Below are 12,741 nucleotides of genomic sequence, written 5' to 3' on the forward strand. Positions count from 1 at the left end.
GATCATGGGTCGCTACCATGACTCCCTGGCTCCACCCGGAACCGGCGCTTCGGCGGGGGCCGGCGTCGGATGTTCGGCCTCGAACCGGCGATAGGCCGGCAGCTGGTTTTGCCACACATCTTCGGCCAGCTCGTTGACCCACTCGCGGTCGTGATCGTTGTCGGCGGCAAGGTAGAACATCCTGTTGTCGTCGACATAGGGCTTGGCCACGGAGCGCTGGTTGAGCACCAGCGTGACGCGCTCGCCGAACTGGATCGGCGCCGTACGATGCAGGACGCCGAGGAACTGCCCGAGCGTCGCATAGTTCATCTTGTGATCGATGCGCATGATGCGGTTGCGCGGAATCTCGCGGCCGGATTCGAGGATGGCGCGGCCGGTCTCGGAATCGTCGCAATAGATTTCGAGATGGCCGCCGACCAGCGGATCGCTGATCGACAGCGGAATGAGCTCAGTGACCGGAACGCCGTCGCAATGCCATTCGACGGCGCCATCCCTGGGATTCATGAAGGTAACTGTCGAACCGACGATCGACAGCGGATAGGGCTCCAGCTTCGTGCCCATCATGTCGGACAGCCGTTCCAAGCGCAACTTGTCGTTCAGCAACTCCTTGATTTCGGGAATGAAACGGTCCGCGCCGGTGATGAAGGTCAGATCGAGGTGCTTGTGCACGGCATGGCTGGCCTTGAGCTTCAGGGCGGCCTCCTCGATCGCAGCAAGCAGAGCCGGATCATAGCCATGCCGATACTGCGCAACGCCGAAGCTCGACACTTTCCAGGCGGTTTCGTGGCCGATAATGGCCTCGCGGCTCATCGCATAGCGCAGTTCGGGTACGGTATGTGCGTTCATTGTACTTCTCCAAGTGGGGGGCAAACACTTGGTTAACAGTCGATTAAATTAGCCCCCCCTGTAAAATTAGGAATGCTAGTGCTACCCTAAGCCCAGCTTAAGGTCGAAAGCCGTGCGTCTGCTCAGTCAGGTCAACCTCAATTCGCTGAAAATCGTGGAGAGTGCTGCGAGGCACGGGAATTTCACGCGTGCCGGCGAAGAGCAGTTCATCACCGCTTCGGCGGTCAGCCAGCGCGTCAAGAGCCTGGAGGACCAGTTGCGCTTCAAGATTTTCCAGCGCGGCGGCAATGCGGTGTCGCTGACACCGGAGGGCGAAACCTATGTCTCGCGCGTTCGTGAGGCGCTGGAGCGGATTGTCGCCGCCAGCATGGAAGCGACCGGGCAATCACAGGAACATGTGCTGAAGATATCCGTGCTGCCGACATTTGCCGCGCGCTGGCTGTTTCCGCGCCTGCCGCTGTTCCAGCAGCAACATCCCGATATCGTGATGCGGGTTTCGACCTCATACGCGACGCATGAGTTCACGACTTCCGAATTCGATCTCGAAATCCGCTATGGCGACGGCCACTTCAACGGGCTGCCATCCGACCTGCTGTTTCAGGAAGACCTGACACCGGTGTGCAGCCGCAAATTGTTCCACGAGGTTCTCGGCGACAAGCCGGTGTCAAAGGTGACACCGGACGACCTTAAGCACTTCACGCTGCTGCATTCCGACACCTGCACGCAGAACTGGCAATCCTGGCTTGGTTTCGCTGGTGCCAGTTTTGTGCTCAGCGAGACCAAGAGCATCTATTTCGACTCGTGCATGATGTCCTACGAGGCGGCCAACGCCGGAATGGGTTTTGCCGTTGCCAACCGCGCCTATATGGCCAGCGATATCCGCGCCGAGAGGCTGGTCGCTCCCTTTGCCGTACATCATCCGAACACGGCCGGTTGGTACTTTGTCTCGCCGCACAAGGGCCTTGCCGCACGCAAGATGCTGCTGTTCAAGCAATGGGTGATGGCGGAAGCGGCCATGACGCAACGCCAGTTGGACAACGAAATTGCGGACTTGGCTTCAGAGGCTGTCTGAAATTCGCATTGGTCCTCATTTGTCGCGCCCAGGGCAAAAAATGCGCGATCATCCGTCGTCCAATTCGAATTGAAGCCCTATGGATTAAGCGAAAGCCCTTCCCTCCTCGGTGCGCTGGAAATGCGCCAGATCGAGCGGCACGGAGGGGCGGCCCAGAACCGTCAGGATCATATGCGCCTGGCCGCGGTGATGGGTCTGGTGGTTGAAGACATGAGCCAGCGCGGGCGCCAGGCGCTGCGAGACGGTGCGCATATCCGAAACGGTCATATAGGTGAAGCGACCCGACAGCGCCTTGTCGCCCAGGCCGCCGAGCCAGTCGACGATCCGCCGGTCCTCAGCCTCGCGCGCGGTCCTCAAGACGGGCAAGGCCCGGTACAATATGGCGTCCAATGTCGTCGGCGCGACGCCTTCGCCGGTGAAGCGCTTCATCCAGATGCGATCGGCGGCGAGCAGGTGATTGAGCGTGCCCATCAGCGAACCGAAGAAAGCGCCGACGTCGCGATTGAATTCCTCATCGTTCAGATCGTCGGCGGCATCATAGATGCGGCCATTGGCCCATTGATTGTAGGCCGCAAACATCATGAAGTGCTGTTTCATCTTTTCTCCCGCCGCGCCCGTTTCGGGTTTCGGGGCGATACCTAGACCGCGAAGGGGCCGACGCCAATGACCATTCTGCTTTACGACCTGGTCGGACATGACGAGAGCCGCCCGTTCAGTCCGCATTGCTGGAAGGCAACGATGGCGCTGGCCCACAAGGGACTTGATATCTCGACCGCGCCGACGCGTTTTCTCGAAGTGCCGGCCATTGAAGGCGGTGTCTCAAAAACCGTTCCGGTCATCCGCGATGGCGACAAGGTCGTCATCGATTCCTTCGCCATCGCGTTCTATCTCGACGAGACCTATCCGGATCGCCCGACGCTGTTTGGCGGCGAAGGCGGCAAGGCGATGGCGCGCTTCATCGAACGCTGGTCGCAATTGACCATCCACCCTTATGTTACCACCGCGGCGCTCGTTGACCTTCATGCCATGCAAGACGAAGAGAACGCCTCGTATTTCCGCCAGAGCCGGGAGCAGCGCTTCGGCAAGCGGCTGGAGGACGTCGCCGCCGCACGCGACGCCGGCCTGGCAACCTTCCGGGCAGCGCTGGAGCCGCTGCGCTCCATGTTGAGCTACCAGCCTTTCATCGGCGGCGCCTCGCCGCTGTTTGCCGACTATATCGTCTTCGGCGCGCTGCAATGGGCACGCATCGCCACGCCTTACAAATTGCTCGACGACAGCGACGTGGTGGCGCAATGGTTCACCCGCTGCCTCGATCTGCATGGCGGGCTCGGACGAACGGTTGCGGCGGCGGCGTGACGGCCGCAAGCGCGCGCCCTGCCCGAAAGGCAGTTTGAGCGCCGTCAACTGTCGCGAAGATCAGCGGCGGAACAGCTGGCCTTACTTGGCCGCCTTCTTTGGCTTGCTGGCTTTCGCGGCGGCCTTTTCCTTGGGAGCGGCTTTTGCCTTGCCGGCGCCAGATCCCTTCCTGGCTGGCTTCTTGTCCGCCGACCCCGCGTCCTCCCGATCGATGTCGGCGGCCGCCTGTTGCCAATGGCGTTCGTGGTGACCGGCCGGTTGCCCTTCTTCCTGCCAGATCTGATGGGCACGGTTGCGAATGCGCTCCTGACGATCGTCTGTCATGGTCATATTGTCTCCATGCGGGCCGACTTCAGCGCGGCGCCGACCGGACGACTATAGCAAGCAAACCGTTGCTTTACAGCCGTCTGATCCCGCCTGCCCGCAGCGACCAGCCATGGAAGCCTGGCCGTTCGACGCTCGCTGTCGCTCCGGGCGTTCGTCGCTCGGAAAGCCAGGCAATTGGCTTTCCGCTCGCTGCGTGGACCCGCTCCTCACCCTCTTGGCAATAAGCCGGGCGGCTTGTATAGAGCCCGCCACTCTCAATTCAAATTCAGACAAGGACGACCCATGGCGCTCGAACGCACCTTCTCCATGATCAAGCCCGATGCAACGCGGCGCAACCTCACCGGCGCCATCACCAAGATGCTCGAAGACGCCGGTCTGCGCGTCATCGCCTCGCGCCGCGTTTGGATGAGCCGCCGCGAGGCGGAAGGCTTCTACGCCGTCCACAAGGAGCGGCCGTTCTTCGGCGAGCTGGTGGAATCCATGTCCTCGGGCCCGACCATCGTGCAGGTGCTGGAAGGCGAGAGCGCCATTACCAAGAACCGCGACGTGATGGGCGCCACCAACCCGGCCAACGCCGCCGAAGGCACCATCCGCAAGGTGCATGCGCTGTCGATCGGCGAGAACTCGGTGCACGGCTCCGACGCGCCGGAAACCGCCGCGCAGGAAATCAAGTACTGGTTCTCGGACACCGAAATCGTCGGCTGAGCCGACGGCATCAAATCCGATCTGGAAGGCCGGCGTTCAGCCGGCCTTTTTTCTGGAGTGCAATCAGCTCGCGGCGCTGAAGCGCAGGATTTCGCGCCCGTCCTTGTCTGAGATGGTGAGCTTGCCGGCATCGACCTTGTATGATGCCGCCTTGGCCAACGCATCGAACAGGGCTTTTTCCTCGGCCATCACATCGGGCGCGCAAGCTTTGTAAGTCGAACCGATATCGCCGATCCCGATCGCCTGGCCGTCGACCTTCGCCGTGGCAAAATAGGTGTTGCAGGGACCGCTGCCACCGGCCTTGCCGGCCTCGCTGACCCTGAAGGTCGCCTGCGGCGCGGTGATGGCGCCAATGCCATCGACATAATCGACCACCCAGAGCTGATCAAAGATGGAAGCCGCCGTTTCCTTGCTGGGCGTAACCATCTTCAGCATGATGGTCTGCGGCGCGTCGGTCAGCGGATCGAACTGATGGCGCACATCGGAGATGAACATCAGCCTTCCGTCCACGGTGATCCGGGCCTGCAGCGCGTAGGTCATTTGCGGCCGGATGACGGAGGAGTCGAATTTTATCTCGAAGCTGATCGGCACCTGTCCGGCGGGCTTGATCTTCTGTTGCCCGATGATCTTGGCCGGCGCCTCGGCCAACGAGACGTCGGCGAGCTCGACCGAAAGCACGGCGCTGGGCGGCAACGCTATGCGCTCGCGATAGATCACTTCCCCCCTCACCGTCTTTTCCGCGGCAACGGACAGCTCCGGCACCGCCAGGATACCGACGACCAGCGGCACCAAGCCAAAGACGAAGAATTCGGCGATCCTGTCCAGCATGACCGTATCCCTTGCCCAAATCAGTCACGTGACCAGTTGGCAGAAGGATTGCGGTCGTTCCGTGACGCCTGCACGGTATTATTCGGACGGCGGTCGCTTCCAGCGCCGGGCTGCCTGGGCGTCGGTTTCCTTAGCCTCGACCCAGCCCCCCTCGGAGCCGTCGGTGCGATGTTCCTTCTTCCAGAAGGGGGCACGCGACTTGAGGTAGTCCATGAGGAAGTCCGCCGCCTCGAATGCCGCCTGGCGGTGCGCCGAAGCGGCCACCACCAGGACGATGTTGTCCCCCGGCGCGATCTTGCCATGGCGATGTATGACGGTGAGGCCTTGCAGCGGCCAGCGCTCGGTGGCTTCGGCAGCGATACGCCCGATCTCGGCTTCAGCCATGCCGGGATAGTGCTCGAGTTCGAGTGCCGAGAGCGCGCCCTGCTCATCGCGGCACAGGCCGGAGAAGGTGACCACCGCGCCAATGTCGGCGCGGCCTTGCGTCAGCCCGGCGATCTCGGCGGCAACGTCGAAATCCTGGCGCTGGATGCGCACGGTCGGCACCAGGACGGCCGACATGATGTCAGCCTCCGGTCATCGGCGGGAACAGCGCGATCTCGCGTGCACCCGATATCTTCTCGCGATGGTCGACATGTTCCTGGTTGATGGCGACGCGGATCACATCGGGATATTGCAGCGCGTGTTGGTAACCTTCGCCGCGCGATTGCAGCCAGCGCAAGAGGTCGGCGACCGTCTCGATGCCGGCGGGCAATTCGACATCTTCTTCCGATGTGCCGATACGTTCGCGAACCCAGGCGAAATAGATGAGACGGGTCGTCATCTCACTCGTCCATGATGTGCTTGAGGCCGGCGCGGAAATAGTCGTAGCCGGTGTAGAGCGTCACGAGGGCCGCGATCCACAGCAGCACCAGGCCGGTCTGCGTGGTCAGCGGAAAGATCTTGTCACCGGCCGGTCCCGCCAGGAGGAAGGCGATGGCGACCATCTGGATGGTGGTCTTCCACTTGGCAAGCTGCGTCACTGGCACCGAGACCTTGAGTGCCGCCAGATATTCGCGCAGGCCCGAGACCAGGATTTCGCGACACAGGATGATGATCGCCGCCCACAGCGACCAGCCGGCGATCCCGGCGTGACGGTCGGTGTCAGCCGCAAGCAGCAAGAGGCACGTGGCGACCAGCAGCTTGTCGGCGATCGGATCGAGCATCTTGCCGATGTTGGAGGTCTGCTGCCAGGCACGCGCAAAATAGCCGTCGAAATAATCGGTGACGGACGCCAGCAGGAAAATGACCAGCGCCGACCAGCGAGCGAAGTCGCTCGATTTCAGATGGCCCTCCAGAAAAAAGCACAGCACGACCAGCGGCACCGCGATGATGCGGGCGTAGGTCAACATGTTAGGCAGGTTAAACGCGCGCTGGGCCATGTCTGGTGGACTCTTTCTGCCTGCGTACTCAAATCAGAAGCGGATGTAGGGGGTCAACAGGCCAGATTCGACTGGCCAGATGAAAGTGGCGATTCTTTCAACTCTCGTGGAAGTGATTGTAGACCAGTTTCGCCACCTGTTCGGAGATGCCGTCGACCTTCCTCAGATCCTCCACCGCGGCCCGGCTGACCGCCTTGGCGGTGCCGAAATGCAAGAGAAGCGCGCGCTTGCGGCCGGGACCGATGCCGACGATTTCGTCGAGCGGGCTCTTGACCATTTCCTTCTTGCGGCGGGCCCGGTGCGAACCGATGGCGAAACGGTGGACCTCGTCGCGCAGGCGTTGGACGAAATAGAGCACGGGATCGCGCACGGGCAGCGAAAACGAGTCTCTGCCCTTGACGAAGAAGCGCTCGCGGCCTGCATCGCGGTCCTGCCCCTTGGCGATGCCGATGGCGACGACGCGGTCCTCGATGCCGAGATCGGAAAGGATCTTGCGCACCGCTGTCATCTGGCCCTGGCCACCGTCGATCAGGATGACGTCGGGCCAGGCAGGGAAGCTTCCGGAGATATCGTCTTCGACATCGTCGCCCGCCTCGACTGCCGCTGCCTCGCCCCCTGCCGCATCGTCGGCAAGGACAACATCGCCATGCTCCTTGAGCAATCGCGAAAATCGCCGCTCCATCACTTCGCGCATCATACCGAAATCGTCGCCCGGCGTGATCTCTGTCGAGCGTATGTTGAATTTCCGGTACTGGTTCTTCACAAAGCCTTCCGGCCCCGCGACGACCATGGCGCCGACGGCGTTGGTGCCCATGATGTGCGAGTTGTCGTAGACCTCGATGCGCACCGGCGGCTTTGACAGGCCGAAGGTCTCGGCGAAACCGGCAAGCAGCCGCGCTTGCGTCGAGGTCTCGGCCAGCCGGCGGCCAAGCGCCTCACGCGCATTCTGCAAGGCGTTGTCGGTCAGGTCCTTTTTCTCGCCGCGCTGCGGCACCGAGATCGTCACCTTGCGGCCGGCGCGGGTCGAGAGCGCCTCGGCCAGCAGTTCCTGGTCCTCGACGGTCTGCGACAAAAGGATGGCACGCGGTGTCGGCTTGTCGTCATAGAACTGCGCCAGGAACGAGCCCAGCACTTCCGATCCCTCCAGCGCCGGATCGGCCTTTGGGAAATAGGCGCGGTTGCCCCAGTTCTGGCCGGTGCGGAAGAAGAACACCTGGATGCAGACCTGGCCGCCTTCCTGGTGGATGGCGAACACATCGGCCTCGTCGACGGTCGCCGGGTTGATGCCCTGATGGCTCTGCACGTGCGACAAGGCCGCCAGCCGGTCGCGATAGATGGCGGCTCGCTCGAAATCGAGGTCTTGCGAAGCCTGCTGCATGGCGGCCGAAATCTCGGTCTTCACCTTCTGGCTGCGGCCGGACAAAAAATCCTTCGCTTCGTCGACCAGCTCGGCATACCCCTCATGCGAGATTTCGCCGGTGCACGGACCGGCGCAGCGCTTGATCTGGTAGAGCAGGCATGGCCGCGTGCGGTTCTCGTAGAAGGAATTGGTGCAGCTTCTGAGCAGAAAGGCGCGCTGCAGCGAATTGATGGTGCGGCCGACGGCGCCGGCCGAGGCAAAGGGGCCGAAATAGTCGCCCTTGCGCGACCGCGCGCCGCGATGCTTGTAGATGCCGGGCGAGACATGGTCGCCGGTCAAGAGGATATACGGAAACGACTTGTCGTCCCGCATCAGCACATTGAATCGCGGCCGCAAACGCTTGATGAGATTGGCTTCGAGCAGCAGCGCCTCGATCTCGGTGCGGGTGACGACGAACTCCATGGTCGACGTCTCGCGCACCATGCGGCCGATGCGATTGGTGTGGAATCTGCCTTGCGCGTAGTTGGTGACACGCTTCTTCAGGCTGCGCGCCTTGCCGACATAAAGCACGTCGCCGGCGGCGTTCATCATCCGGTAGACGCCGGGCGCATTGGGCAGCCGCTTGACCAGCGTCTGGATCACCTCGGCACCCACCATGCCTTCGGCATCGCCGGCATGCGGCGTCCAGTCGATTGCCGTGAACGCCACATCCGGGCCGACCGGTTCGACGATCTCCTCGATCGCCTCATCCTCGAGGTCGATTTCAGGAGGCAAATCATCGGCGCCGCCACGCGGCTTGCTCTTGTGGTCTAAGGGACTCATTCCTTCATGCCTGTCACATCCGGCGCCCAATAGGACACGCCCGAACTACTCGCCGTTTCAAATCTTTACAGCGACCGAACCGGTTTCTCCGGGACTAATTCCTGGGCTTTCCTTCACGGGTTTATCACAGCCTCCCTTCCGGGACACCGCCGCCAGATCGTCATGCGTGACCTGGGCATATTTCACCGTGGTGTCAATGCTGGAGTGGCGGGACAGTCCTTGGAACGACCGTTGGTTGCCTCTCCCGGCGACAGCAGCATTGACCCGATACCGCAAATTAATGACCGAGTTCAACCACCTCGGACGAACCGAGCGGTTGGCCAGCGCTCCTCCCCTAGGTCCAACTATCCAGGCATGGGGCAGCCGACTACGATGCCCAAGTGATAGATACTTCAACTTACTCACGAGGGAAATGTTATGCGAAAGTTCATGACGCTCATCGCGGTCACGTCGGTAGCTCTTTCGTCTGCGATGGCTGCCTATGCCCAGACAGAGAATCCCCTCCCAAAGGCCAGCGATGTCCTGGTCAAATATGGAGACGTCCAAGGCTGGACAGTTTACACCAATCAAACCCGCGGCGATTGCTTGCTCGTCCACTCGGACGGCCCAAGTTCGGTTCAAATGGGTGTTACCGCGAATCGGGAGGTCGGGTATCTCGGCGTGTTCACGACGGTGGATATCGGCCTCCAGAACGGGAAGCAGTCGGATATCTTCGTTTCTATCGACGGCCATCTCTACAAGGGAGTGGCCACCACCACGAACGGAATACTCAAGGGCGGATATTCTGGCGGCTACATCTTGACCGACGACCCGAAATTCAAGTGTGACGTGGCGAAGAGATATAAAATGATCGTGTTTCCTGAGACCAAGGGAGCCTTTGTCGTCGATCTGAAGGGGACTTACAAAGCAATGGCAATGGCGCGCAAGTGCCTCAAGCATTGACCGCCGGCCCAGCAATGTTCCACCCATCTCGGCCATTGGCTGCTACTGGCTGACTGGACTTTTGAAGCCGGAACCAGCGTATGACGCCTGAGAGCCGGATGTTGACGCGTCCGGTTCAGGGGCAGTCGGGCGTGGGGACACCTGTGACCCCTTCCGTCCAACCGCATATTACGCGGCACCGTGCTTGGGCAAGTGCCGACATTGGCGGCATGCCGGAGCCGCTCAGCGCTGCAGGTCGGGAGTGCTGCCGAACAGCCCCGGGGAGCGCCATCGTCAGAGACTTTTTCCAGAAGCCACAATCGTCGGGACAGCCCGGTTGTGCTTTTAGCCGATCAAATTAGACCCCAACAAGGATTTCGACTGCTATTCCGCCATGCCTGTCACATCGGGCGTCTGCCATGCAAGATGCTGGCCGCCATCGAGCGCGATCATCTGGCCGGTGACCGAGCGCGTCTCCCACAGATAGCGGATGGTGGCGCCGAATTCCGGCAATTCCGGGCCGCGCTTCAGAATCAGGCCGGCGACCTGCGCGTCAAAATCCGAATCGTCCTGGCGCGCGTTCTTCAGCGTCGGGCCCGGCCCGATCGCATTGACGCGGATGCGGGGTCCGAGCGCCTGTGCCAACATCTGCGTCTGGGTCCACAATGCCGATTTCGACAACGCATAGGAAAAATAGCGCGGCGTCGGCCGCCAGACGCGCTGGTCGATGATGTTGACGATCAGCCCCTCCCGCCCCTCCGGCAAGGAACGGGCGAAGGTCTGCGCCAACAGCGCCGGCGTCTTCACATGAATGGCGAAGTGGCGGTCCCAGGCGTGCCAGTCGAAATCTTCCACTGAATCGTCGACGAAGAGCGAAGCATTGTTGACCAGCAGCGAGATCGAGCCCAGCGCGGCTTCCGCCTGGCCGACGAGCTCGCTGACGGCGTCCATGTCGGTCAGATCAGCCGCAACCACGGCGGCGCGGCCGCCCGACCGGTTAATCCCCTCGGCCAGCGCATCCGCCTCATCGTGCGAGCGGTTGGAGTGGATGGCGACCGCAAAACCATGGCTGGCGAGGTCCTCGACGATCGCCTTGCCGATCCGTTTCGCTCCACCGGTCACCAGCGCCACGGCAGTGGCTTTGCTCATCTGTTGTCAATCCTCAATTTCGGCCCGAAAACGCGACGCCGGCGAAATATGGCCCGGCATGCGTTAAATGGTGTTCGCACCTGGGGCAGCATTGTGGCGAAGTGCCCGTTCGGCATGCCGAGCCCTCTTGGACTCGGAACCGCCGGACAGCAATATAGGACGCTGGACTCCTTGCACCAAGCGGTGTGCAGCGCAGCATAAACTTGCTGCTGACATTTCGCTGTTGCGAAGATGCAACGTCAAGGTTCTGCCTCATTCGTGCCGGGGAATGACCCAAGTTCAGGTTCGGTTCAGCCGCATTTTGACACGACATTTGGAACCGACGAACGCCAGACCCGTTTCACCCCCCGGACGGGTTGATGGCGATCGTGAGAAACAAGCCTGTGTCCTGTGGCTTAAGGAGTAAAGAACAATGCAAGCCAATCTCAAATTCGCACGGCCGCTGGCTGTCGCAATCGGGCTCTTCGCCCTCGGTGGTACCGCTTATGCAGCGGACGTCGTTCAGGAAGAGCCGCCGGCACCCGCTCCGGTTGCCGAACTTCCGGTCGCTTCGTGGGCCGGCCCTTATGCCGGTATCAACCTCGGCTACGGCTTCAGCGGCAAGACCAAGGAAAAGGATCTTGGGTTCTCGACCGACACCAAGGGTTTCGACGGCAGTGTCTTCGGCGGCTACCAATGGCAGCAGGAGAACTTCGTGTACGGCGGTGAAGCCGAACTCGGCTACAACGGCGTCAAGGGTGACGACAATGGTATCCACTCCAAGGGTGGCTTCGAAGGTTCGCTGCGTGCCCGTCTGGGCTATGCCGTGACCCCGGAAATCCTGCTCTACGGCACCGGCGGTCTCGCCGGCAGAAGCCTGAAAGTGGAAGACTCCGACCTCCTCGCCAGCGACACCGCTACGATGATCGGCTGGACCGCCGGCGTCGGCACCGACATCAAGCTGACCGACAACGTGTTCGGCCGCGTCGAGTATCGCTACACCGACTTCGGCTCGAAGAGCTTCGACGGTATCGGCAAGGTCAAGGCGACGGACAACCGCGTCACCTTCGGCCTCGGTATGAAGTTCTAAGTCCGTCCAAGCCACGACACGAAAAAGCCGGGCCTCGCGCCCGGCTTTTTTATTGCGGGTCGTTTTTAGGCGGGAACCGCCGACTTCAGCTCCGGGAATTTTTCGTCGAAGCGTGCAGCCCAGCGGGTCAACCGGCCGCGGCCCTTTTCCCATTTCCCGGCGAAGCGCAAAGAGAGATAGCCAAGGCACGCACGCAACGCCATCTGACCGGCCGTGATCTTCTTCGGCAGTTTTGGCGGATTGGCATTGAGCAAATCGAGTGCGGCGGTGATCTTCGCCCACTGGCGGTCAAGCCAGGGTTGATAAACCATTTCGTCGGGCCGGGTGCGGCGCTCATAGACCATCGACAGCGCGCAATCGCAGATACCGTCGGCCAGCGCCTCCAGCACTTCCGCTTCCAGACGCTTGTCGGGATTGCGTGGAAACAACGCGTTCTTCGAAATCCGGTTGAGGTGCTGGGTGATGGCTCGGCTGTCGTGAACAGAACGGCCATCATCGAGCACCAGCACCGGGATCTTGCCGAGCGGATTGGCGCCGATCAGTTCGGCCGGCCTGTCCTCGGTCTTGACCGGCACCTCATCGATGGCGATCCTGGCATAGGCCGCGGCCATCCTTACCTTGGAGCTGTAGGGAGAGGTGGACGCGTAGAGCAGCTTCGGCATGATCGGTTTCCTGTTTGCGGACATCCAGTGTCGACCGCAGGGCTGTTGCGATCAATTGCCAGAGTGCAAAAAAACAGCAGCCAGAAACCGGCCGCGGTTTCCGTCCTGACATCACCACAAGCCTGAAAGCTGCAGACTGGAAAGCATCAGCAGGCACGACGGCAAGCCGCTGGAATTCGAACCTGCATTCACACTTCACAGGC

General features: G+C 61.5%; 15 protein-coding genes. 5 read left to right on the forward strand and 10 right to left on the reverse strand.

Translation table 11 applies throughout. From position 1 onward, the window contains the following. Window positions 1–12: 12 nt before the first annotated feature. Window positions 13–846 (reverse strand): hypothetical protein, encoded by an 834-nt coding sequence (locus tag EN851_RS36255; protein ID WP_167531202.1) that lies wholly within the window; start codon window positions 844–846, stop codon window positions 13–15. A gap of 112 nt (window positions 847–958) precedes the next feature. Here EN851_RS36255 and EN851_RS09205 point away from each other — a divergent pair, with 112 nt between their 5' ends. Then, window positions 959–1,918, forward strand: a complete 960-nt coding sequence (locus EN851_RS09205) for a LysR substrate-binding domain-containing protein (RefSeq protein ID WP_135883298.1) — start codon at window positions 959–961, stop codon at window positions 1,916–1,918. 84 nt (window positions 1,919–2,002) lie between these two features. Here EN851_RS09205 and EN851_RS09210 read toward each other — a convergent pair whose 3' ends face one another. After that, complete coding sequence (locus tag EN851_RS09210; protein ID WP_135883299.1) at window positions 2,003–2,515, reverse strand: DinB family protein; 513 nt, start codon at window positions 2,513–2,515, stop codon at window positions 2,003–2,005. Window positions 2,516–2,581: 66 nt separating this feature from the next. Here EN851_RS09210 and EN851_RS09215 point away from each other — a divergent pair, with 66 nt between their 5' ends. After that, window positions 2,582–3,274: a glutathione S-transferase family protein gene (locus EN851_RS09215; protein ID WP_135929028.1), complete on the forward strand. Its 693-nt coding sequence runs from the start codon at window positions 2,582–2,584 to the stop codon at window positions 3,272–3,274. A gap of 81 nt (window positions 3,275–3,355) precedes the next feature. Here the strand turns inward: EN851_RS09215 and EN851_RS09220 are convergent, their stop codons facing one another. Continuing rightward, complete coding sequence (locus tag EN851_RS09220) at window positions 3,356–3,604, reverse strand: DUF2934 domain-containing protein (RefSeq protein WP_135929029.1); 249 nt, start codon at window positions 3,602–3,604, stop codon at window positions 3,356–3,358. A 279-nt stretch (window positions 3,605–3,883) separates the two neighbouring features. Here EN851_RS09220 and ndk point away from each other — a divergent pair, with 279 nt between their 5' ends. After that, window positions 3,884–4,306, forward strand: coding sequence for a nucleoside-diphosphate kinase (gene ndk / locus EN851_RS09225; protein ID WP_127279526.1), 423 nt, complete (start codon window positions 3,884–3,886; stop codon window positions 4,304–4,306). A 63-nt stretch (window positions 4,307–4,369) separates the two neighbouring features. Here the strand turns inward: ndk and EN851_RS09230 are convergent, their stop codons facing one another. From EN851_RS09230 to uvrC, 5 genes are all read right to left on the reverse strand, one after another. After that, window positions 4,370–5,134, reverse strand: coding sequence for a YbaY family lipoprotein (locus tag EN851_RS09230; protein WP_135929030.1), 765 nt, complete (start codon window positions 5,132–5,134; stop codon window positions 4,370–4,372). A gap of 78 nt (window positions 5,135–5,212) precedes the next feature. Continuing rightward, entirely contained in the window at window positions 5,213–5,695 is a 483-nt protein-coding gene (locus EN851_RS09235; protein WP_127281087.1) for a molybdenum cofactor biosynthesis protein MoaE, read from the reverse strand. 4 nt (window positions 5,696–5,699) lie between these two features. Further along, window positions 5,700–5,957, reverse strand: a complete 258-nt coding sequence (gene moaD, locus EN851_RS09240) for a molybdopterin converting factor subunit 1 (RefSeq protein WP_127281088.1) — start codon at window positions 5,955–5,957, stop codon at window positions 5,700–5,702. 1 nt (window position 5,958) lies between these two features. Continuing rightward, complete coding sequence (gene pgsA / locus EN851_RS09245; protein ID WP_010915213.1) at window positions 5,959–6,555, reverse strand: CDP-diacylglycerol--glycerol-3-phosphate 3-phosphatidyltransferase; 597 nt, start codon at window positions 6,553–6,555, stop codon at window positions 5,959–5,961. Between the two features lie 97 nt (window positions 6,556–6,652). Next, window positions 6,653–8,737, reverse strand: coding sequence for an excinuclease ABC subunit UvrC (uvrC, locus tag EN851_RS09250; RefSeq protein WP_135929031.1), 2,085 nt, complete (start codon window positions 8,735–8,737; stop codon window positions 6,653–6,655). A 417-nt stretch (window positions 8,738–9,154) separates the two neighbouring features. On the opposite strand from uvrC, the gene EN851_RS09255 reads away from it, so the two are divergent. Then, entirely contained in the window at window positions 9,155–9,679 is a 525-nt protein-coding gene (locus EN851_RS09255) for a hypothetical protein (RefSeq protein WP_135929032.1), read from the forward strand. A gap of 363 nt (window positions 9,680–10,042) precedes the next feature. On the opposite strand, the gene EN851_RS09260 is transcribed toward EN851_RS09255, so the two are convergent. Next, the gene (locus EN851_RS09260) at window positions 10,043–10,807 is read right to left on the reverse strand and encodes an SDR family oxidoreductase (protein ID WP_135929033.1); all 765 of its coding nucleotides are present in this window, start codon (window positions 10,805–10,807) and stop codon (window positions 10,043–10,045) included. Between the two features lie 412 nt (window positions 10,808–11,219). Here EN851_RS09260 and EN851_RS09265 point away from each other — a divergent pair, with 412 nt between their 5' ends. Continuing rightward, window positions 11,220–11,876 (forward strand): outer membrane protein, encoded by a 657-nt coding sequence (locus EN851_RS09265; RefSeq protein ID WP_127280635.1) that lies wholly within the window; start codon window positions 11,220–11,222, stop codon window positions 11,874–11,876. A gap of 65 nt (window positions 11,877–11,941) precedes the next feature. Here EN851_RS09265 and EN851_RS09270 read toward each other — a convergent pair whose 3' ends face one another. After that, window positions 11,942–12,538 (reverse strand): glutathione S-transferase family protein, encoded by a 597-nt coding sequence (locus EN851_RS09270; RefSeq protein ID WP_135929034.1) that lies wholly within the window; start codon window positions 12,536–12,538, stop codon window positions 11,942–11,944. Window positions 12,539–12,741: the final 203 nt, after the last annotated feature.

Origin of the sequence: Mesorhizobium sp. M8A.F.Ca.ET.208.01.1.1 (assembly GCF_004791315.1) — a bacterium.
In the GTDB taxonomy this organism is placed as follows: domain Bacteria; phylum Pseudomonadota; class Alphaproteobacteria; order Rhizobiales; family Rhizobiaceae; genus Mesorhizobium.